This window comes from Pseudomonas knackmussii B13 (genome assembly GCF_000689415.1).
Taxonomy (GTDB): Bacteria; Pseudomonadota; Gammaproteobacteria; order Pseudomonadales; family Pseudomonadaceae; genus Pseudomonas; species Pseudomonas knackmussii.
Genome location: NZ_HG322950.1, coordinates 60,136 through 81,828, shown reverse-complemented (window position 1 = coordinate 81,828; position 21,693 = coordinate 60,136). Strand labels below are relative to the sequence as shown.

Below are 21,693 nucleotides of genomic sequence, written 5' to 3'. Positions count from 1 at the left end.
GCGGCCATGGGCCGCTCCTACAGGGAGCGGTTCGCGAAGCTCCTGCCTACGACGCCATCACCCGCCGCAACATCCATTCCTCCAGCGCCGCCGCCGGCAATGGGCGCGAGAACAGATAGCCCTGCGCCACCGGATAGCCCTGCTGGTGCAGCATCTCCAGCTGCCGCGTTTCCTCCACGCCCTCGGCGATCACCGTCAGCTCCAGGCTGCGGCCGATGTTCATCACCGCGTCGGTCAGCGCCAGCGCCGTGCCGCCTCCGGCCAGGTCGGCGACGAAGCTGCGGTCGAGCTTGAGCTCGCTGATCGGCAGGCGGTGCAGATAGCTGAGGCTCGAATAGCCGGTGCCGAAATCGTCCATGGACAGGCGCACCCCCAGTTCGGCCAGCGCGTGCAGGGTCGCCAGGGTGGTCGGATGGTTGTCCAGCAGCATGCCTTCGGTGATCTCCACCACCAGGTCCGAGCCGCTCAGGCCGTGGCGCCGCAGCAGCACGTCGAGGTTGTGCGGAAGATCCTGGTCGTGGAAGTCCGAAGGCGACAGGTTCACCGCCACCGCCGGGATCTCGATGCCGCGCTGGCGCCAGTCGGCCAGCTGCCGGCAGGCTTCGCGCAGCACCCACTGGCTGAGCTCGCCGATCAGCCCGCACTCCTCGGCCAGCGGGATGAAACGGCTCGGCGCCACCGCGCCCATTTGCGGATGGCGCCAACGCGCCAGCGCCTCCACCGCGTGGATGCTGCCGTCGTGCAGGCGCACCTGCGGCTGGTAGTGCAGGCTCAGGGTCTGGTGACGCACCGCTTCGCGCAGGGAGCTTTCCAGCGCCAGGCGCTCCTGTGCGCGCTGGTTCATCTCTTCGCTGAAGAAGCGGAAACTGCCGCGGCCACCGTTCTTGGCCTGGTACATCGCCATGTCGGCGCGGTGCAGCAGGGTTTCCATGTCCTGGCCGTTGCTCGGGTACAGGCTGATGCCCACGCTCGCCAGGGTGATCAGGCTGACCCCGGCCACCCGGTGCGCCACCGCCAGGCGGGCGAGCAGGCGCTCGGCGACCTGCGTTGCCTGCAGGCCGTCGCAGTTCGGCAGCACGACGACGAACTCGTCGCCCGAAAGGCGCCCTACCAAGCCCTGCTCGCGGACCACCGCCTGCAGCCGCGCGGCTACCAACCGCAGCAGCTCGTCGCCGGCCGGGTGGCCGAGGGAGTCGTTGATCTGTTTGAAGCGGTCCAGGTCGATGAACAGCACCGCCAGTTCGGCGCCTTCCGCGTCGCAGCGGCTGATCGCCTGCTCCGCCTCGGCCATCAGCAGGCTGCGGTTGGGCAGTCCGGTGAGCGCGTCGTAGAAGGCCAGCTGGCGGATGTGCGCGCGCGCCTCGTCGCGCTCCAGCGCCAGCGCGCAGAGGTGCAGGCTGACGTCGACCAGGCGCAGGTGCAGCTCGTCCGGCCCGCGGTTCTGTTCGTAGTAGAAGGCGAAGGTGCCGATGACGCGCCCTTCGCTGTTCTTGATCGGACTCGACCAGCAGGCCATCAGGCCTGCAGGCACCAAATGGCGGTAGTCGTCCCACAGCGGGTCGGTGGCGATGTCACTGACCAGCACCGGTTCGCCGCGATAGGCGGCTGTACCACAGCTGCCCGTGCGCGGTCCGATGGGCGCCCCGTCGATGGCTTGCGAGTAGCTGTCCGGCAGATTCGGCCCCGCTAGCGTACGCAAGCGACCATTGACATCAACCCGCAGGATCGAGGCCTTCACCTCCGGCGCGATGCGCTCAACCTCGCGGCACACCAGGTCCATCACCGCCACCAGCGGCACTTCGCGCACGAGGGCGTCGAGCACCTTGTTCTGCAGCACTTCGTGCAGCTTCGTGTGGGTGATGTCGGTGAGCAGCATCACCGAATGGGTCGGCTCCCCGCGCGCATCGAGGATGGGGTTGGCCACCACCGAGCACCACAGCGGTCGGCCGATCAGGTCGCGCACCAGCTCCTCGCGCCGGAACACCCCGCCACCGGCGCGCTGCCAATGGCGCAGGCTACCGGCGGGCCCTCGAAGTCGCGACCGGTGACTATCACCGCGTTGTCGGTTTCGTTGGCGGCCAGCGAGAGCACGTCCATCTGCTCGCGCTGGCGGCGCTGCAAGGTGCAGTCCTTGACGAAGGCGGTCAGCAGGCGGCGACCCTGCACGTCGATGCGCGAGATCGACATCGATCCCCACAGCCAGCTGCCGTCGCGGCGCTGCATGGGTACTTCGCTGCGGCTGCCGACGATGGCCTCGCTGTCGAGCGGCGCGTCCAGGCGCGGGCGCACCTCGTCAGGCAGCAGCAGGCCGACATCTCGCCCAAGCACCTCGTCCCGGGAATAACCCCAGAGCCGCTCGGCGGCTGCGTTGAACAGCAGCACGCAGTTGCTCTCGTCGAGCACGATGACGCCGTCGATCGCCTGTTCCAGGATCTGCGGCAGTGCGTCTGGGAGTTGTGGGTTGGTCATCGCAGGCATCCCCTGCTGAAGCGGAGCTCGAAACTGTCCTTCGGGTGCACATGACGCCAGCACATCAATATTGAGCGTAGTGGCGGAATGCCCGCCAAGACTAATAGCCATTTGACATATAGTCGACTGCGACTATCGCCGAATGAAGAAAAGTCGCCCTCCCTGCCACGGGCGCAATGAGGCGGACTAGGCTATTAGCGTTCCTGGACAGGAGTCCTCCGTGCACGCCCCGCTAGCCCACTCTCTCCGCGCGACTGCTCGAGGTCGCTCCGCCGTCGCCGGGCGCGCTCGCCATGCTTGACCGCTACCTGCTGCTCGACACCCTGCGCGCGTCGCGCATCTCGCGCATGCCAGTCAATCCGGTGCTGCGCGAAGCCGCAACGCCGACGGGGCACCTGCTGTATTTCCTGCTGCTCGCTGGTGGGCTGCTGTTCACCTTCGGCAGCCTCTGGTACGACGTGCATGCCAGCGGCGGCGAGCTGCGGCCGAACCTGTCCCTGCTGGTCCTGGCGACGGCCCTGCTGATCGCCCTGGGCTTCGAGTTCATCAACGGCTTCCACGACACCGCGAACGCCGTGGCGACCGTCATCTACACGAACGCGATGCGCCCGCAGTGGGCGGTCGGCTGGTCCGGGCTGTGGAACCTGCTGGGCGTGCTGTTCTCCAGCGGCGCGGTGGCCTTCGGCATCGTCACCTTGCTGCCGCTAGACCTGCTGCTGCACCTGGACAGCAACGACGGGCTGGCGATGATCTTCGCCCTGCTGGTCTCGGCCATCCTCTGGAACCTGGGCACCTGGTGGCTGGGCCTGCCGGTGTCCTCCTCGCATACGCTGATCGGCTCGATCGTCGGCGTCGGCCTCGCCCACGGCGCCATGGCCGGCGTCATCGGCCTGGGCGGCAGCGCCCTGGCGCAGCTGCTCAAGGTCGGTTATGCGCTGTTGCTGTCACCGCTGATCGGCTTCGCCGGCGCGGCCCTGCTGCTGCTCGGCATGCGCCTGGCGGTGCGCCAGCGTGCGCTGTTCCTCGCCCCCGAGGGACGCAAGCCGCCGCCCCTTGGCATCCGCGCGCTGCTGATCCTGACCTGCACAGGCGTGTCCTTCGCCCACGGCTCGAACGACGGCCAGAAGGGTATAGGACTCATCATGCTGATCCTCGCCGCGTTGCTGCCGCTGGGGTTCGCCATCAATCACGGGCAAAGCGCCGACGAGATCCGCCAATTGCTCGACCTGACTCGCCAGGCCGAGGCCCAGCTGCAACGCCTGGCGACGGTGGATGCGCCAGCCGATCCACAGCAGGTACTGCTCGACTACGAGCGCGGCGGCCAGCTCCAGCCGCAAGTGCTGCCGGCCCTGGCGGCGCAGATGCACGAAGTCGGCGACCGCCTGGAAAGGCGAGTCGCCGGCGAACCGCTGCCCGAGGAGGAGGTGCTGGCCTTGCGCAACGGCCTGTACCTGAGCGTGGAAACCATCCGCCAGCTTGACCGCACCGAGCAGCTCTTCGACCCGAACGCCTGGAGCACCCTGCAAGCCGTGCGCGAACACAGCCTGCGCACCGTCCAGTTCATCCCGTCGTGGGTCAAGGTCGCCGTGGCCATGGCCCTCGGCCTGGGCACCCTGGTGGGCTGGCGACGCATCGTCACCACCGTCGGCGAGGGCATCGGCAAGGAACCGCTGACCTATGCCCAGGGCGCCAGCGCGCAACTGATGGCGATGCTGACCATTGGCGCGGCGGACCACTTCGGCCTACCGGTGTCGACCACCCAGGTGCTCTCCTCAGGCGTCGCCGGCACCATGACCGCCAACGGCTCCGGCCTGCAGTGGCACACCATCCGCAACATGCTGCTGGCGTGGGTGCTCACGCTGCCGGCGGCCATCGGCCTGGCAGCGGGGCTGTATTGGCTGCTGCGCGCGCTGATCTGAAAAACGCACCGAACATGATCTTGTAGGAGCGAGCTTGCTCGCGAACGGCCTTGCGCCGAGGCAATTCGCGAGCAAGCTCGCTCCTACGAAGAGCAATCAGCCACCTATCGCCAGGTGCTGGCATGCGAGTGAAAATACTGTATTTATATACAGCTATTTCTCGGAGCCCGCCCATGCCCACTCTCCCGCCCCGCGGTCGCGGCACCGCCAGCAACCCGCACAACCGCTTCGCCCCGACTCGCAGCGAGACGGAGGACGACGGCTGGTACCAGGAAGAGGCGCCGCCCTGCCGCGCCACCGAAGTGCGCCGGGAGACGGCGAAGACGGTCATCAGCCGCAACCAGTCGCCGGATGTCGGCTTCGACCGCTCGATCAACCCCTATCGTGGCTGCGAGCATGGCTGCATCTACTGCTTCGCGCGGCCCAGCCACGCGTACTGGGACCTGTCGCCGGGCATCGACTTCGAGACCCGGCTGATCGCCAAGACCAACCTCGCCGAACGCCTGGAAGAAGAACTCAGCAAGCCCGGCTACGTGCCGCAGCCGATCGCCCTGGGCATCAACACCGACGCCTACCAGCCGCTGGAGCGCGAACAGCGCCTGACCCGCCAGGCCCTGGAAATCCTCCTGCGCTTCCGCCATCCGCTGCACATCATCACCAAGGGCTCGCTGATCGTCCGTGACCTCGACCTGCTCGAAGAGCTGGCGAGCCTCAACCTGGTCAGCGTGGCCTTCAGCCTCACCACCCTGGACAACGAGCTCAAGCGCATCATGGAGCCACGCACCGCAGCGCCAGCCGCGCGCCTGCGCGCCATGCGCACCCTCCACGAGCATGGCGTGCCGGTCAGTGCGCTCTGCGCACCGATGATTCCGATGATCAACGACAGCGAACTGGAGAGCCTGCTGGAGGCGGCGCGCGACAATGGCGCGCGCTCGGCCGGCTACGTGTTGCTGCGCCTGCCGCTGGAAATCGCCGAACTGTTCGAAGAGTGGCTGCAGGCGCACTTCCCCGAGCGCGCCGCACACGTGATGAGCCTGATTCGCCAGAGTCGCGGCGGCAAGAATTACGACAGCCGCTTCGGCGCCCGCATGCGCGGCGAAGGCGTGTTCGCCGACCTTCTGGAGAAGCGCTTCCGCCTGGCGGTACGCCGCCTGGGGCTTAACCAGCGTGACTACGGCGGGCTGGACTGCTCGCTGTTCAGCGTGCCTCGTGCGCAGATGAGCCTGTTCTGATCGCGCGATCGTCATGCTGGCAAGCGAGGATGAGCCCGCGTCCCGCGCACACGCTGACGGACGGATAGACAGGGTGGGTTGACCTCAAGAAGACGGATACGGAAAGTTCGTCTGATTCGGCTATCCGTTACGCCGCCCAATGCCAATTCGCCAGAACTATTCCGACAGCGTGTGCCTTTTGTGCAGGAAAAGAGCGTCGGCAAGCATGGGAAAATTCATAGTCACTCTCCGAGGCTCCTACATGAACGACAAAACGCACAGTGAAGAGCACAACACTGAGACCGCGGATGAAGCGCTGCGCCGCATCGTCGACGGCTTCCAGCACTTCCGCCATGAAGTCTTCCCGCAGCAGGAAGAGCTGTTCAAGAAGCTGGCCCATGAGCAGAACCCACGCGCCATGTTCATCACCTGCGCCGACTCGCGCATCGTCCCCGAGCTGATCACCCAGAGCTCGCCGGGCGACCTCTTCGTCACCCGTAACGTCGGCAACGTGGTGCCGCCCTATGGGCAGATGAATGGCGGCGTCTCCACTGCCATCGAATTCGCGGTGATGGCCCTGGGCGTGCACCACATCATCATCTGCGGCCACTCCGACTGCGGCGCCATGAAGGCGGTGATGGACCCGAAGACCCTCGAACGCATGCCGACCGTCAAGGCCTGGCTGCGCCATGCCGAAGTGGCCAAGATCGTGGTAGAGCAGAATTGCGGCTGCGCCAACCACGAGACCCTGGGCATCCTCACCGAGGAAAACGTGGTCGCCCAGCTCGACCACCTGAAGACCCATCCCTCGGTCGCCGCGCGCCTGGCCAGCGGCCAGCTGTTCATCCACGGCTGGGTCTATGACATCGAGACCAGCCAGATCAAGGCCTACGACGCCGAGCAAGGTCGCTTCCGCCCGCTCGACGGCGAGGGCTCGATCCCGATGGCTACCCCGCGTCCGCGCTACAGCCCGTCGTAAATGAAAAAACCGGGCATTGGCGCTGCTCGCCATGCCCGGTCTCTCCTCGATGGCCGACCGCGCCCCGCGGGCGATGGTCGGCACCTCTCTTCTCAGTTCAAGTGCAGCTCGACGCCGAAGCGACGCGAGAGGCACGGCCACTGCTTCCACGCCGAAACCGTCTGCGGATCGCTCAGCCGAGCGCGGTAGGCCTGCGCGGTAGGGCTGTTGAAGATGCTTTCCTCGAGCATCGACTTCGCCGCCTGGTGCACAGCCTCGTCCAGCTGGTTGGCGAAGGGCTCGCCGATCAACTGGTGGGCCACCACGTTGGCCACGGTGGTATCCAGCGGAATCAGCGGCTGGCCGAAGTGGGCGATATAGCGATCGTTCACCTCTTCCACCAGGCGATGCGCCAGGTAGGCCTCGTCCAGCAGCGCGTCCAGGCCGTCGTGCCCATCGAGCAGCGACGGCGGGGTCAGGAAGAACTGCTCGGCGACCTTCAGCACCGGCTTGATCCTGTCCTCGATACCCGCGTCGCGCGCCACGTTGGCCGCCGCTTCGAGGAACTCCGGCACCTGTTCGACATAGGCATGGACGAAACGGGTCAGCACGCCTGCGGCATCCTCGCCTGACAGGTTGATGCTCGGATGCAGGCTGTTCATCTGAGTCTGGATCAGTCGGGCCAGGTGGCCGTTGCGGGTTTCCAACTCGTGGGCTTGCTGGATCAGTTCACGCAGTGCAGCGGTTTTCATGACAACTCCAAGACAACTCGATTTGGAAGATGAAGAAAGACCTTAGCCCTGCCTGGGGCACAGCTAAGACTGGATCGTAATAATGGCGAAACCTTTATGCTGTCCAGACATATCAATCAGCCAGCATGGTAGCTCAAAGCCGCACCATCCGTGGCCTTGAGAGCATCATTCGCAATTTGCAGCGGCTTTTTTACGCTGCGTTGTTATGTCGCAACCCCTGTCTATACTCCGACTCGACACACCCAAACCTGATGGACCCGGCCTGCCTTACGTGCCGAGGCTCGACGGTCAAAGTTTGCTGTCTTGGCGGTCGCTCCCTTGGCCGCTGGCTTATTGCCGGCGGGATAAGAACAACGATAAGGGGAACCCGAATGCTGCGACATCCACACACCTGGATGGGCTTTCTGTTGCTCTTCGCACTGGGCCCGGCGCATGCCGCCTGGACAGTGAACATGACGCAGGGGGCGACCGAGGTCAGCCACTCCGTATTCGACTTGCACATGACCATCTTCTGGATCTGCGTGGTCATCGGCATCGTCGTATTCGGCGCCATGTTCTGGTCGATGATCGTCCACCGCCGCTCCACCGGCCAACAGCCGGCGCATTTCCACGAAAGCACCCTGGTGGAAATCCTCTGGACGGTGGTGCCCTTCCTGATCCTGGTGGTCATGGCCGTTCCGGCCACGCGCACGCTGATCCACATGTACGACACCTCCGAGCCGGAGCTGGACGTGCAGGTGACCGGCTACCAGTGGAAGTGGCAGTACAAGTACCTGGGCCAGGACGTCGAGTTCTTCAGCAACCTGGCCACGCCCCAGGAACAGATCCACAACAAGGATCCGAAGGACGAGCACTACCTCCTCGAGGTCGACAACCCGCTGGTACTGCCGGCCGGGGTCAAGGTGCGCTTCCTGGTGACCTCCAGCGACGTCATCCACTCCTGGTGGGTGCCGGCCTTCGCGGTCAAGCGCGACGCCATCCCCGGCTTCGTCAATGAGGCCTGGACCAAGGTCGACCAACCCGGCGTCTACCGCGGCCAGTGCGCCGAACTCTGCGGCAAGGACCACGGCTTCATGCCCATCGTGGTCGACGTGAAATCCAAGCCCGACTTCGACAAGTGGCTGGCCGCGCGCAAGGAAGAAGCCGCCAAGCTCAAGGAGCTGACCAGCAAGGAATGGACGAAGGAAGAGCTGGTCGCCCGCGGCGACAAGGTCTACCACACCGTCTGCGCTGCTTGTCACCAGCCCGAAGGCCAGGGCATGCCGCCGATGTTCCCGGCGCTCAAGGGCTCGAAGACCGTCACCGGGCCGAAGGAAGGTCACCTGGAAACGGTCTTCAACGGCCGACCCGGCACCGCCATGGCGGCCTTCGGCAAGCAGCTCTCGGAAGTCGACATCGCTGCGGTGATCACCTTCGAGCGCAATGCCTGGGGCAACAACGACGGCGACATGGTCACCCCGCAAGAAGTGGTGGCCTACAAGCAGAAGCAAAAATAAGGAGCCTGCGATGAGCGCTGTGATCGACCATCCCGAGCATTCGCATGCCGGCGAACACCACCACGGTCCGGCCAAGGGCCTGATGCGCTGGGTCCTGACCACCAACCACAAGGACATCGGCACCCTGTACCTGTGGTTCAGCTTCTGCGCCTTCCTCCTCGGCGGCTCGTTCGCCATGGTGATCCGCGCCGAGCTGTTCCAGCCGGGCCTGCAGATCGTCGAGCCGGCCTTCTTCAACCAGATGACCACCATGCACGGTCTGGTGATGGTGTTCGGCGCGGTGATGCCGGCCTTCGTCGGCCTGGCCAACTGGATGGTGCCGCTGATGATCGGCGCGCCGGACATGGCCCTGCCGCGCATGAACAACTTCAGCTTCTGGCTGCTCCCGGCAGCCTTCGGCCTGCTGGTCAGCACCCTGTTCATGCCCGGCGGCGGCCCGAACTTCGGTTGGACCTTCTACGCGCCGCTGTCGACCACCTTCGCCCCGCACAGCGTGACCTTCTTCATCTTCGCCATCCACATGATGGGCATGAGCTCGATCATGGGCGCGATCAACGTGGTCGCCACCATCCTCAACCTGCGCGCGCCGGGCATGACCCTGATGAAGATGCCGCTGTTCGTCTGGACCTGGCTGATCACCGCCTTCCTGCTGATCGCGGTGATGCCGGTGCTGGCCGGTTGCGTGACCATGATGCTGATGGATATCCACTTCGGCACCAGCTTCTTCAGCGCCGCCGGTGGCGGTGACCCGGTGCTGTTCCAGCATGTGTTCTGGTTCTTCGGCCACCCCGAGGTGTACATCATGATCCTGCCGGCGTTCGGCGCCGTCAGCTCGATCATCCCGGCGTTCAGCCGCAAGCCGCTGTTCGGCTACACCTCGATGGTCTACGCCACCGCGTCCATCGCCTTCCTCTCGTTCATCGTCTGGGCGCACCACATGTTCGTGGTCGGCATCCCGCTGGTGGGCGAGCTGTTCTTCATGTACGCCACCATGCTGATCGCCGTGCCCACCGGGGTGAAGGTGTTCAACTGGGCCTCGACCATGTGGCAGGGCTCGCTGACCTTCGAGGCGCCCATGTTGTTCGCCGTGGCCTTCGTCATCCTCTTCACCATCGGCGGCTTCTCCGGCCTGATGCTGGCCATCGCCCCGGCGGACTTCCAGTACCAGGACACCTACTTCGTGGTGGCGCACTTCCACTACGTGCTGGTGCCCGGGGCGATCTTCGGCATCTTCGCCTCGGTCTACTACTGGATACCCAAGTGGACCGGCCACATGTACGACGAGACCCTGGCCAAGCTGCACTTCTGGCTGTCCTTCATAGGCATGAACATGGCGTTCTTCCCGATGCACTTCCTCGGCCTTGCCGGCATGCCGCGGCGGATTCCGGACTACAACCTGCAGTTCGCCAACTTCAACATGGTCTCCTCGATCGGCGCCTTCCTCTTCGGCACCACGCAGCTGCTGTTCCTGTTCATCGTGATCAAGACCATTCGCGGCGGCAAACCAGCCCCGGCCAAGCCGTGGGACGGCGCCGAAGGCCTGGAGTGGACGGTGCCTTCGCCGGCTCCGTACCACACCTTCAGCACCCCGCCGGAAGTGAAATGAGACCAACCCCGTAGGAGCGAGCTTGCTCGCGAGCATCGCCCTCATTCGCGAGCAGGCTCGCTCCTACAGGAGGCAGACACATGAGCGACGGCACTATCGAAACCCGCAAACTGGTCACCCGGCTGCTGCTCGTGGTGGTGGCCATGTTCGCCTTCGGCTTCGCCCTGGTGCCGATGTACAACGTCCTCTGCAAGACCCTGGGGATCAACGGCAAGACCGCCGGCAGCGCGTACCAGGGCGCCAGCCAGCAGGTCGACGACACGCGCAAGGTGAAGGTCGACTTCGTCGCCAACAACAACGTCGACATGGTCTGGGAGTTCCACCCCGAGGGCGAAATGATCACGGTGCATCCGGGCGCCGTGAACCAGATGCTGTTCGTCGCGCAGAACCCCAGCGACCGCGTGATGACCGCCCAGGCAGTCCCAAGCATCGCGCCGTCGGAAGCGGCGAAGTACTTCCACAAGACCGAATGCTTCTGCTTCACCCAGCAGGTGCTCAAGCCGGGCGAGCGCATCGAGATGCCGGTGCGCTTCATCGTCGACCGCGACCTGCCCAAGGACATCCACCGCATCACGCTCGCCTACACGCTGTTCGACATCACCGCACGCAAGCCGCCAGTGGCAAGCAACGACCGCTGACCGGCCCAGGAGAACGACAACGATGGCAACCCACGATCCCTACTACGTTCCCGCCCAGAGCAAGTGGCCGATCATCGCCACCATCGGCATGCTCACCACGCTGTTCGGCGTAGGCACCTGGATGAACGACTACAGCGCCGGCAACAAGGCCTCCCACGGGCCCTGGATCCTCTTCGCTGGCGGACTGATCGTCGCCTACATGCTGTTCGGCTGGTTCGGCCACGTCATCAAGGAAAGCCGCGCGGGACTGTATAGCCCGCAGATGGACCGCTCGTTCCGTTGGGGCATGAGCTGGTTCATCTTCTCCGAGGTGATGTTCTTCGCCGCCTTCTTCGGCGCCCTCTTCTACATCCGCCACTTCGCCGGCCCCTGGCTTGGCGGCGAGGGTCACAAGGGCATCGCCCACATGCTCTGGCCGAACTTCCAGTACACCTGGCCGCTGCTGAACAACCCGGACAACAAGCTGTTCCCGCCGCCGAAGGAAGTCATCGAGCCCTGGAAGCTGCCGCTGGTGAACACCATCCTGCTGGTCAGCTCCAGCTTCACCGTGACCTTCGCCCACCACGCGCTGAAGAAGAACCATCGCGGCCCGCTGAAACTCTGGCTGGCGCTGACCGTGCTGCTAGGCGTGTGCTTCCTGTTCCTGCAGGCCCACGAGTACCACGAGGCCTACAGCGAACTGGGCCTGACCCTCGGCTCGGGCATCTACGGCACCACCTTCTTCATGCTCACCGGCTTCCACGGCGCCCACGTGACCATAGGCGCGCTGATGCTGAGCATCATGTTGATCCGCATCCTACGCGGGCACTTCGACGCCGAGCACCACTTCGGCTTCGAGGCGGCCAGCTGGTACTGGCACTTCGTGGACGTGGTGTGGATCGGGTTGTTCATCTTCGTCTACGTGCTGTGAAAACCAGCGGGGCGGCCATTTGGCCGCCCCGCTTCAGCGTGTCGAATCAGAAGTGCCAGGGTGCGGAACTGGCCAATTGGCCGGAGTAGAAGCCCCAGGCGACCAGGGCGAGGGTCAGGGCAGCGAGGATCACGCGCACGGTCAGGGCGTTCACCACCCGAGAACCGTGCCCCTCGTCCTTGACCAGGAAGAACAGCCCGCTGAACAGGCTGGCCACGGTGGCCAGCAGAAGAACGACGATCGCGGCCTTGAGCATTGCGTGGCTCCGATTGCTGAGGGGGTAACTTGCAGTATAGCCAGCACGCCATCGACTCCCGCCCGCGCCACGGGCTGGCGGCGGTCTTCCGGCCAGGCCTCGCGCCGACCCTCGTGGTCCTGGCGCTGTTGCCGCTGCTGGTTGCATTGGGCTGCTGGCAGCTTTCCCGCGCCGCCGAAAAACGCGTGATGCTGGCAGCCTTCGAGGCGCGTCGCGAAGCCGCCCCCATCCCCGCCGCGCGACTGCAAGGCCAATCCGACCCGGCTTACGTTCGAGTACGCCTGCAAGGCCGCTTCGATGCCCAGCACAGCCTGCTGCTGGACAACCGCACCCGCGACGGCGCCGCCGGCGTCGAGCTGCTGCAACCCTTCTACGACAAACCCAGCGGCCTCTGGCTGCTGGTCAACCGCGGCTGGCTGCCCTGGACCAACCGTCGCATCGCGCCAGCTTTCGACACGCCCACCGGCGATCAACTGCTGGATGCCTGGACCTACGTCGCCCCGCCCGGCGGCCTGCAATTGGCCGACAGACAAAGCCAGGCCTGGCCACGGCTGATCACTCGCGTCGACCCTGCCAGCGTCTGGCAGGCCGTGGGCCGCAACGGGCTGCCCCTGGAGCTGCGCCTGGAACCGGGCGACGCCGCTTTCGACACCAACTGGCCGGTGGTCGCCGTCTCGCCCGAGCGGCACACCGGCTATGCCGTGCAGTGGTTCGCCATGGCCACCGCACTGCTCGCCCTCTACCTCTACCTCGGCATCCGTCGCGCACGGGAGATGACCCGCCATGAACCCCAGCCTGACCCTCGATGACACCCAGCTGCGCCGCCGCAACCGCGGACGCCTGCAGCTGATCCTGATCCTCGCCGTCGTGTTCGGCCCGATGATCCTGGCCACCAGCATGTACAAGCTCAACTTCTGGGTCCCGCAGAGCCGCAGCTACCATGGCGAGCTGATCGCCAACGGCAAGACGCCGGCCGACCTTGGCGTGCGCCAGGACGCAGCCAGCCAGCGCTGGCAACTGCTGGTGACCGCTCCCGCCGTCTGCGCCGCCGACTGCCAGCAGCTGGTCTACCTCGCACGGCAGATCAACATCGGCCTGAACCGCGATGCCAACCGCGCCGAACACGTGCTCGCCGCCGCCCAGCCATTACCGGCTGAGTTCCAGGCGCAGCTGGACAAGGACTACCCGCGCCTGAAGCGCTTCGCCCTGGATACCGGCGCCCAGGACGCCAGCCTGCAGCAAGGCACCGCCCCGCAACTGTGGATCGTCGACCCCCACGGCAACCTGGTGCTGCGCTACCCCGCCGGCAGCAACGGCAAGGCCATCCTCGGCGACATGCTGCAGCTTCTGAAGCTCTCGCACATCGGCTGAAACCGCGGCCACGCGCCGCCTCGGACAACAAGAAACCGGAGCATTGAATGACGCACAGTGCACGCAAACCCGGCTTCCACGTCGCCGCCTTCGCCACCGCGCTGGCCCTGGTGGTGGTGCTGCTCGGCGCCTACACGCGGCTGACCCACGCCGGCCTCGGCTGCCCGGACTGGCCGGGCTGCTACGGGTTCATCCACGTCCCGAGCAGCGAAGCACAGCTGGCCCACGCCGAGGCGCGTTTCCCGGAAGCACCGGTCGAGGCGCAGAAGGGCTGGAACGAGATGATCCACCGCTACTTCGCCGGCACCCTCGCCCTGCTCATCAGCGGCCTGGCCATCCATGCGCTGCTGCGTCGTGGCCGTGACGGCCAGCCGCTGCGTCTGCCGCTCGCACTGCTCGGCGTGGTGATCGCCCAGGCCGCCTTCGGCATGTGGACGGTGACACTGAAACTCTGGCCGCAGGTAGTTACCGCGCACCTGCTCGGCGGGTTCACCACACTCTCGCTGCTGTTCCTCCTTAGCCTGCGCCTCTCCGGCGCAGTGCAACCACTGCAGCGCCAAGGTGCTCCCCGGCGGCTGGCGGCCTTCGCCCTGGCCCTGGTGGTGCTGCAGATCGCCCTCGGCGGCTGGACCAGCAGCAACTACGCGGCGGTGGCCTGCATCGACCTGCCGATGTGCCACGGCCAGTGGTGGCCGCAAATGGACTTCGCCAACGGCTTCCACCTGACCCAGCACATCGGACCGAACTACCTCGGCGGACAACTCGACAGCGACGCCCGCACGGCCATCCACATGACCCACCGCATGGGCGCCTTCTGCGTGGTCGCGGTGCTGCTGGTGCTGGCCTGGCGTCTGCAGCGGGTCGGGCAGATCTACCTGACCGCGCTGATGCTGCTGGCGCTGTCGCTGCAAGTGGGCCTGGGCATCAGCAACGTGCTGCTGCATCTGCCACTGCCGGTAGCGGTAGCGCACAACGGCGGCGGCGCCTGCCTGCTGCTGACACTGGTGCTGGTCAATTACCGACTGCGCGCGCCGGTCCAGGTGACAAGCGCGGCGGGCAGCAAGCAACCACGTCCTCTGCTGCCGCTGGAGCGGCCGGTAGCCTATCCCTCGCAAGGCTGAACCCCGTCACGGCGGGACGACGACAACGAACGGAGATTCGAGCATGGCCAGCGTACTCAGCAGCACCCGCAGCCAACCCGGCTGGCGCGACTACCTGGAACTGACCAAGCCCAAGGTGGTCCTGCTGATGCTGATCACCTCGCTGATCGGCATGCTGCTCGCGACTCGCGGCGGCGTCGCCTGGCAGGTGCTGCTGTTCGGCAACCTCGGCATCGGCCTGTGTGCCGGCGGGGCGGCAGCGGTCAACCACGTGGTGGACCGGCGCATCGACTCGATCATGGCGCGCACCCATCGCCGTCCGCTGGTCGAAGGCCGAGTCTCGCCCAGCGTGGCCCTGGGCTTCGCCCTGATCCTGGCGCTGGCCGGGATGAGCCTGCTGCTGGCCTTCACCAATCCGCTGACCGCCTGGCTGACCCTGGCCTCGCTGCTCGGTTACGCGGCCCTGTATACCGGCTTCCTGAAACGCGCCACGCCGCAGAACATCGTCATCGGCGGTCTGGCCGGCGCAGCCCCGCCGATGCTCGGCTGGGTGGCGGTGACCGGGCACCTGTCAGCCGAGCCGTTGCTGCTGGTGCTGATCATCTTCGCCTGGACCCCACCGCACTTCTGGGCGCTGTGCCTGCACCGCAAGGACGAGTACGCCAAGGCCGAGATCCCGATGCTCCCGGTCACCCACGGCGAGCACTACACCAAGCTGCACATCCTGCTCTACAGCCTGGTGCTGTTCGCCGTCAGCCTGATGCCCTTCACCATCCACATGAGCGGCCTGATCTACCTGCTGGCCGCCCTCGCCCTGGGCGCGCGCTTCCTCGACTGGGCCTGGGCGCTCTACCGCGACAGCAGGCCCCATGCGGCAATCGGTACCTTCAAGTACTCTATCGCCTACCTTTTCCTGCTGTTCATCGCCCTGCTGGTGGACCATTACCTGCCCGTCCACGTGGCGCTCTGACAGTCGGGGGTTCGCGAGCAAGCCCACTCCATCTCGTAGGAGCGAGCTTGCTCGCGAACGCTCCCCGACGGCACTCACCCGCTCCCGACCCACGAGAACCCCATGTCCCGAGTCAACAAGACTGTCCTCATCCTGGTTGCCATAGTCGCGCTCATCCTCGGCCTCACCGTGCACAAAGTGCTCACCGAACAACACCGCATCGACCCGACTGTGCTGCTCGACGCCGGCATCGTGCTGCTGCCGCAGTCCCGCGAAGTCCCCGCGCTGACCTTCCAGGACCAGGACGGCAAACCGTTCGACACTGCCAACCTCAAGGGCCGCTGGCATCTGCTGTTCTTCGGCTACACCTTCTGCCCGGACGTTTGCCCCACCACCCTGGCGCAACTGCGCGAGCTGCAGGGCAAGCTGTCGCCGGAAATGCGCGACAAGCTGCAGGTGGTCTTCGTCAGCGTCGACCCGCACCGCGACACCCCGGCGCGCCTCAAGGAATACCTGGGCTTCTTCAACGCCGGCTTCCAGGGCCTGGTGGGCAGCGATGACGCCATCCAGAAACTGGCCAATGCCATGAGCATTCCCTACATCCCGGCCGACACCAGCAAGCCCAACTACACCGTCGACCACAGCGGCAACCTGGTGATCATCGGCCCGGACGGCACCCAGCACGGCTTCATCCGCGCTCCGCTGAACAACGCCAAGCTCGCCGAACAGCTGCCCAAGGTGCTGGCTGGCACCGACTGAGGCATTCCCCACCCGGCAGTCCGCCCATTCAGCGCACTGCTTTGCCACACCCGAAGAACGGCTGCCTGAAGGCGGCCGTTCTTTTTTTTAACCACCTGACTGCACACCTTTGAACTAGTCTGAAATTCGACTGCGCACTACACACTGGGCAGGAAGCCAGGAAACATGCACTACCAAGCGCTTCCGGGGATTTTCCTGACCCCGTAGTCAATGTAAAAAATCTGCTACAGAATTCCAGCTATCAGTGATCACTCATATTTCGGATTAAAAACATTAATTAACACCTATACATGTGCCTGAGGCAGGATTGGCGGGCCTCTCACCGGGTTTCCGGGTGTTCTGATGAGCGACCATTCACACCAGGGATAGCGTTTTTCCCCGGTCACAATCGGCAATTAGGCTAAAAGCCAGGGCTGGTGCGACCCTTACCGTGAATGGAGGACTACGGGCCACAACGTGACTTGTAGTTCTTTTTTTGTCTCACTCCAGAACGCCTTGCCGCCTCGGTGGTTCGATTGCAAAATGCCGACGCCAAACGGGTTCCGCCCTTTCGTTGAAGCATCCGCTACCCGTTCGATACCCCGGCCGCCTACGAGCGCCGGACTACTCAAGAATCACGCAGGAGATTTGTGAGTGCTGATCGGTGTTCCCCTCGAGACCCATGCCGGTGAAACACGGGTCGCCGCTACCGCGGAAACCGTCAAGAAGCTTGTCGGCCAAGGCCATCAAGTCGTCGTCCAGAGCGGTGCCGGCGTAAACGCCAGCCAGACGGACAGCGCCTTCGAAGCCGCCGGCGCGAAGATCGGCACTGCCGCCGACGCCTTTGGCGCCGAGCTGGTGCTGAAGGTCGTCGCGCCCAGCGAAGCCGAACTGGCCCAGATGAAGCCGGGCGCCGTGCTGATCGGCATGCTCAATCCCTTCGACAACGACAACATCGCGCGCATGGCCGAACGCGGCATCACCGCCTTCGCCCTGGAAGCGGCGCCGCGTACTTCCCGTGCGCAAAGCCTGGACGTGCTGTCGTCGCAAGCCAACATCGCCGGCTACAAGGCGGTGATGCTCGCGGCGAACCACTACCCGCGCTTCATGCCGATGCTGATGACCGCCGCCGGCACCGTTAAGGCCGCCCGCGTGCTGATCCTCGGCGCCGGCGTCGCCGGCCTGCAGGCCATCGCCACGGCCAAGCGCCTGGGTGCGGTGATCGAGGCTTCGGACGTGCGTCCGGCGGTGAAGGAGCAGATCGAGTCCCTCGGCGCAAAGTTCGTCGACGTGCCCTACGAGACCGACGAAGAGCGCGAGTGCGCGGAAGGGGTCGGCGGTTACGCCCGCCCGATGCCCGCGTCCTGGATGGAGCGCCAGGCCAAGGCCGTGCACGAGCGCGCCAAGCAGGCCGACATCGTCATCACCACCGCGCTGATCCCGGGCCGCAAGGCGCCGACCCTGCTGCACGAAGCCACTGTGCAGGAAATGAAACCGGGCTCGGTGGTCATCGACCTGGCGGCTGCCCAAGGCGGCAACTGCCCGCTGACCGAAGCCGGTCAGGTGGTGATCAAGCATGGCGTGACCCTCGTCGGCCACACCAACCTGGCCGCCATGGTCCCGGCTGACGCCTCGGCCCTGTATGCGCGCAACCTGCTCGACTTCCTCAAGCTGACCCTCTCGGCCGAAGGCTTCAAGGTCAACCTGGAAGACGACATCGTCGCCGCCTGCCTGATGTGCCGCGACGGCCAGGCCGTACGCAAGAACGGCTGAGTCCAGCGCTACTAATAAAGAAGAACCCGCCGGGCGCTTAGCCCGGCCTCGAGACCGGTGAAAGACGATGGAAGAAATGCTGATCTCCCATGGGATCTACAACCTGATCATCTTCGTGCTGGCCGTGTACGTCGGCTACCACGTGGTATGGAACGTCACCCCTGCCCTGCACACCCCGCTGATGGCGGTAACCAACGCCATCTCGGCGATCGTCATCGTCGGCGCCATGCTGGCCGCCGCGCTGACAGTCACCCCGCTGGGCAAGATCATGGGCACCCTGGCCGTGGCCCTGGCCGCCGTCAACGTCTTCGGTGGCTTCCTGGTAACCCGCCGCATGCTGGAAATGTTCAAGAAGAAGGCGCCGAAAGCGCAGGCGGAGAAGCACTGACATGAGCATGAACCTCGTCACCCTCCTCTACCTCATCGCCTCCGTCTGCTTCATCCAGGCGCTGAAGGGCCTGTCGCACCCGACCACTTCGCGTCGCGGCAACCTGTTCGGCATGATCGGCATGGGTATCGCGGTGGTCACCACCGTGGCCCTGGTGTTCAAGCTGGGCGCAGAGATCGCCACCACCGGCATCGGTTACGTGCTGGTCGGCCTGCTGATCGGCGGCAGCGCCGGCTCGATCATGGCCAAGCGCGTTGAAATGACCAAGATGCCCGAGCTGGTCGCCTTCATGCACAGCATGATCGGCCTGGCCGCGGTATTCATCGCCATCGCCGCCGTCATCGAGCCGCAGTCCCTGGGCATCGTCGAGCACCTGGGCGACACCATCCCCTCCGGCAATCGCCTGGAGCTGTTCCTCGGCGCGGCCATCGGCGCCATCACCTTCTCCGGTTCGGTGATCGCCTTCGGCAAGCTCTCCGGCAAGTACAAGTTCCGCCTGTTCCAGGGCGCACCGGTACAGTTCGGCGGCCAGCACATGCTCAACCTGGTGCTGGGCCTGACCACCCTGGGCCTGGGCCTGGTGTTCATGTTCACCGGCAACATCGCCGCCTTCGCCCTGATGCTGGCCCTGGCCTTCATCCTTGGCGTGCTGATCATCATCCCGATCGGCGGCGCCGACATGCCGGTCGTGGTGTCGATGCTGAACTCCTACTCCGGCTGGGCCGCAGCGGGTATCGGCTTCTCGCTGAACAACTCGATGCTGATCATCGCCGGTTCGCTGGTGGGCTCTTCGGGCGCCATCCTCTCGTACATCATGTGCAAGGCGATGAACCGCTCGTTCTTCAACGTCATCCTCGGCGGCTTCGGCGCCAGCGCTGACGACGCCGGCCCGGCTGGCGCGAAGGAAGCTCGCCCGGTGAAGTCCGGTTCGTCCGACGACGCCTCCTTCCTGCTGACCAACGCCGACACCGTGATCATCGTCCCCGGCTACGGCCTGGCAGTGGCCCGTGCCCAGCACGCGCTGATGGAACTGGCCGAGAAGCTGACCCACCGCGGCGTCACCGTGAAGTTCGCCATCCACCCGGTTGCCGGTCGTATGCCGGGCCACATGAACGTCCTGCTCGCCGAGGCCGAAGTGCCCTACGACCAAGTGTTCGAGATGGAGGACATCAACTCCGAGTTCGGCCAGACCGACGTGGTCCTGGTGCTCGGCGCCAACGACGTGGTCAACCCGGCCGCGAAGAACGATCCGAAGTCGCCGATTGCCGGCATGCCGATCCTCGAGGCCTACAAAGCCAAGACCGTGATCGTCAACAAGCGCTCGATGGCCAGCGGCTACGCCGGCCTCGACAACGAACTGTTCTACCTGGACAAGACCATGATGGTCTTCGGCGACGCCAAGAAGGTCATCGAGGACATGGTCAAGGCCGTCGAATAATCGACTGTCCTACCGTCCATCCCCAAGACACCGGCCTCGCGCCGGTGTCTTGCTTTCGGACAACGGAAAGCACGCTGGACTTTGGTAGTAAGGAAGGCCCCGGCGGGGCGATTTTGCGACCTTGGTATAAGGGCGAAAAATCGCCGAGTCCCTAGACTGGCCGCCTCGTACACCCCTACTGCCCGAGGTTTTTCCATGTACCGTGATCGCGTGCGCCTGCCCTCCCTGTTGGACAAGGTGATGACTGCGGACCAGGCTGCAGCCCTGATCCAGGACGGCATGACCGTCGGCATGAGCGGCTTCACCCGCGCCGGCGAAGCCAAGGCCGTGCCCGAGGCCCTCGCCCAGCGCGCCAAGCAGCAGCCGCTGAAGATCAGCCTGATGACCGGTGCGAGCCTGGGCAACGACCTCGACAAGCACCTCACCGAAGCCGGCGTACTCGCCCGGCGCATGCCCTTCCAGGTCGACAGCACCCTGCGCAAGGCGATCAACGACGGCTCGGTGATGTTCATCGACCAGCACCTGTCGGAAACCGTCGAGCAGCTGCGCAACCACCAGCTCAAGCTGCCGGACATCGCGGTTATCGAGGCCGTAGCCATCACCGAGGAAGGCCACATCGTGCCGACCACTTCGGTGGGCAACTCCGCCAGCTTCGCAATCTTCGCCAAGCAGGTGATCGTCGAGATCAACCTCGCGCACCACACCAACCTGGAAGGCCTGCACGACATCTATATCCCGACCTATCGGCCGACCCGCACGCCGATCCCGCTGACCAAGGTCGACGACCGCATCGGCAGCACCGCGATCCCGATCCCTCCGGAGAAGATCGTTGCCATCGTCATCAACAATCAGCCGGACTCGCCCTCCACCGTGCTGCCGCCGGACGACGAGACCCAGGCCATCGCCAACCACCTGATCGACTTCTTCAAACGTGAAGTGGACGCCGGCCGCCTGGCCAAGAACCTCGCGCCGCTGCAGGCAGGCATCGGCAGCATCGCCAACGCGGTGATGTGCGGCCTGATGGAGTCGCCCTTCGAAGACCTGACCATGTACTCCGAAGTGCTGCAGGACTCGACCTTCGACCTGATGGACTCGGGCAAGCTGCGCTTCGCCTCGGGCAGCTCGATCACCCTGTCGACCCGCCGCAACGCCGACGTCTTCGGCAACCTGGAGCGCTACAAGGACAAGCTGGTGCTGCGTCCGCAGGAGATATCCAACCACCCCGAAGTGGTGCGTCGCCTGGGCATCATCGGCATCAACACCGCGCTGGAGTTCGACATCTACGGCAACGTCAACTCGACCCACGTCGGCGGCACCAAGATGATGAACGGCATCGGTGGCTCGGGCGACTTCGCCCGCAATGCGCACCTGGCGATCTTCGTCACCAAGTCCATCGCCAAGGGCGGCAACATCTCCAGCGTGGTGCCCATGGTCAGCCACGTCGACCACACCGAGCACGACGTCGACATCCTGGTCACCGAGCAGGGCTTGGCCGACCTGCGCGGCCTCGCACCGCGAGAGCGCGCCAAGGTGATCATCGAGAATTGCGTGCATCCGTCCTACCGCGACGCCCTGCTCGGCTACTTCGAAGCGGCCTGCGCCCGCGGCGGCCACACCCCGCACATCCTGCGCGAGGCCATGGGCTGGCACATCAACCTGGAAGAACGCGGCCACATGCTCGCAGCCGGCTGATTCCGCAGACCTTGCGGGCCATTTCGCAA

At 65.2% G+C, this 21,693-nt stretch carries 20 protein-coding genes; 16 read left to right on the top strand and 4 right to left on the bottom strand.

Features of this window, described 5'->3' with window-relative positions:
• Positions 1–46: 46 nt before the first annotated feature.
• Entirely contained in the window at positions 47–1,963 is a 1,917-nt protein-coding gene (locus PKB_RS00410) for a putative bifunctional diguanylate cyclase/phosphodiesterase (RefSeq protein ID WP_242411204.1), read from the bottom strand.
• Positions 1,951–2,469: a PAS domain S-box protein gene (locus PKB_RS30050; protein ID WP_052355134.1), complete on the bottom strand. Its 519-nt coding sequence runs from the start codon at positions 2,467–2,469 to the stop codon at positions 1,951–1,953. The genes PKB_RS00410 and PKB_RS30050 overlap by 13 nt, the downstream gene beginning before the upstream one ends.
• A 293-nt stretch (positions 2,470–2,762) precedes the next feature.
• Here PKB_RS30050 and PKB_RS00405 point away from each other — a divergent pair, with 293 nt between their 5' ends.
• The 3 genes from PKB_RS00405 (at position 2,763) to PKB_RS00395 (ending at position 6,578) form a co-directional block, all read left to right on the top strand.
• Positions 2,763–4,388: an inorganic phosphate transporter gene (locus PKB_RS00405; RefSeq protein WP_084166542.1), complete on the top strand. Its 1,626-nt coding sequence runs from the start codon at positions 2,763–2,765 to the stop codon at positions 4,386–4,388.
• Between the two features lie 173 nt (positions 4,389–4,561).
• On the top strand, positions 4,562–5,620 hold the full coding sequence (locus PKB_RS00400; protein ID WP_043248086.1) for a PA0069 family radical SAM protein: 1,059 nt from the start codon (positions 4,562–4,564) through the stop codon (positions 5,618–5,620).
• Positions 5,621–5,861: 241 nt separating this feature from the next.
• Positions 5,862–6,578 carry a carbonic anhydrase gene (locus PKB_RS00395; RefSeq protein WP_043248085.1) on the top strand — a complete coding sequence of 239 codons (717 nt, stop codon included), beginning with the start codon at positions 5,862–5,864 and terminating at the stop codon, positions 6,576–6,578.
• 92 nt (positions 6,579–6,670) lie between these two features.
• On the opposite strand, the gene PKB_RS00390 is transcribed toward PKB_RS00395, so the two are convergent.
• Positions 6,671–7,309: a hypothetical protein gene (locus tag PKB_RS00390; RefSeq protein WP_043248084.1), complete on the bottom strand. Its 639-nt coding sequence runs from the start codon at positions 7,307–7,309 to the stop codon at positions 6,671–6,673.
• Between the two features lie 371 nt (positions 7,310–7,680).
• On the opposite strand from PKB_RS00390, the gene coxB reads away from it, so the two are divergent.
• The 4 genes from coxB to PKB_RS00370 all read left to right on the top strand — a co-directional run bounded on the left by coxB (position 7,681) and on the right by PKB_RS00370 (position 11,959).
• Complete coding sequence (gene coxB / locus PKB_RS00385; protein WP_043248083.1) at positions 7,681–8,805, top strand: cytochrome c oxidase subunit II; 1,125 nt, start codon at positions 7,681–7,683, stop codon at positions 8,803–8,805.
• A gap of 10 nt (positions 8,806–8,815) precedes the next feature.
• The gene (gene ctaD / locus PKB_RS00380; RefSeq protein ID WP_043248082.1) at positions 8,816–10,411 is read left to right on the top strand and encodes a cytochrome c oxidase subunit I; all 1,596 of its coding nucleotides are present in this window, start codon (positions 8,816–8,818) and stop codon (positions 10,409–10,411) included.
• An 80-nt stretch (positions 10,412–10,491) separates the two neighbouring features.
• Positions 10,492–11,049 (top strand): cytochrome c oxidase assembly protein, encoded by a 558-nt coding sequence (locus PKB_RS00375; RefSeq protein WP_043248079.1) that lies wholly within the window; start codon positions 10,492–10,494, stop codon positions 11,047–11,049.
• A gap of 22 nt (positions 11,050–11,071) precedes the next feature.
• Positions 11,072–11,959: a cytochrome c oxidase subunit 3 gene (locus PKB_RS00370; RefSeq protein ID WP_043248077.1), complete on the top strand. Its 888-nt coding sequence runs from the start codon at positions 11,072–11,074 to the stop codon at positions 11,957–11,959.
• A gap of 46 nt (positions 11,960–12,005) precedes the next feature.
• Here PKB_RS00370 and PKB_RS00365 read toward each other — a convergent pair whose 3' ends face one another.
• A complete protein-coding gene (locus tag PKB_RS00365) occupies positions 12,006–12,215 on the bottom strand; it encodes a twin transmembrane helix small protein (RefSeq protein ID WP_043248076.1) in 210 nt (69 codons plus the stop codon).
• A gap of 29 nt (positions 12,216–12,244) precedes the next feature.
• Between PKB_RS00365 and PKB_RS00360 the strand changes: the two genes are divergently transcribed.
• The 9 genes from PKB_RS00360 to PKB_RS00320 all read left to right on the top strand — a co-directional run bounded on the left by PKB_RS00360 (position 12,245) and on the right by PKB_RS00320 (position 21,664).
• The gene (locus PKB_RS00360) at positions 12,245–13,024 is read left to right on the top strand and encodes an SURF1 family protein (RefSeq protein ID WP_052355133.1); all 780 of its coding nucleotides are present in this window, start codon (positions 12,245–12,247) and stop codon (positions 13,022–13,024) included.
• A complete protein-coding gene (locus PKB_RS00355; protein ID WP_043248073.1) occupies positions 12,999–13,586 on the top strand; it encodes a hypothetical protein in 588 nt (195 codons plus the stop codon). Before PKB_RS00360 ends, PKB_RS00355 begins: the two co-directional genes overlap by 26 nt.
• A gap of 47 nt (positions 13,587–13,633) precedes the next feature.
• Positions 13,634–14,707 (top strand): COX15/CtaA family protein, encoded by a 1,074-nt coding sequence (locus tag PKB_RS00350; protein WP_043248071.1) that lies wholly within the window; start codon positions 13,634–13,636, stop codon positions 14,705–14,707.
• Positions 14,708–14,750: 43 nt separating this feature from the next.
• Positions 14,751–15,656, top strand: a complete 906-nt coding sequence (cyoE, locus tag PKB_RS00345) for a heme o synthase (protein WP_043248069.1) — start codon at positions 14,751–14,753, stop codon at positions 15,654–15,656.
• Between the two features lie 102 nt (positions 15,657–15,758).
• Positions 15,759–16,394, top strand: coding sequence for an SCO family protein (locus PKB_RS00340; protein ID WP_043248067.1), 636 nt, complete (start codon positions 15,759–15,761; stop codon positions 16,392–16,394).
• Between the two features lie 633 nt (positions 16,395–17,027).
• Positions 17,028–18,146 (top strand): Re/Si-specific NAD(P)(+) transhydrogenase subunit alpha, encoded by a 1,119-nt coding sequence (locus PKB_RS00335; protein WP_043248065.1) that lies wholly within the window; start codon positions 17,028–17,030, stop codon positions 18,144–18,146.
• A gap of 67 nt (positions 18,147–18,213) precedes the next feature.
• Complete coding sequence (locus PKB_RS00330) at positions 18,214–18,534, top strand: NAD(P) transhydrogenase subunit alpha part 2 (protein WP_043248063.1); 321 nt, start codon at positions 18,214–18,216, stop codon at positions 18,532–18,534.
• A 1-nt stretch (position 18,535) separates the two neighbouring features.
• Positions 18,536–19,972: an NAD(P)(+) transhydrogenase (Re/Si-specific) subunit beta gene (locus PKB_RS00325; protein ID WP_043248061.1), complete on the top strand. Its 1,437-nt coding sequence runs from the start codon at positions 18,536–18,538 to the stop codon at positions 19,970–19,972.
• Between the two features lie 195 nt (positions 19,973–20,167).
• Positions 20,168–21,664, top strand: coding sequence for an acetyl-CoA hydrolase/transferase family protein (locus tag PKB_RS00320; RefSeq protein WP_043248060.1), 1,497 nt, complete (start codon positions 20,168–20,170; stop codon positions 21,662–21,664).
• Positions 21,665–21,693: the final 29 nt, after the last annotated feature.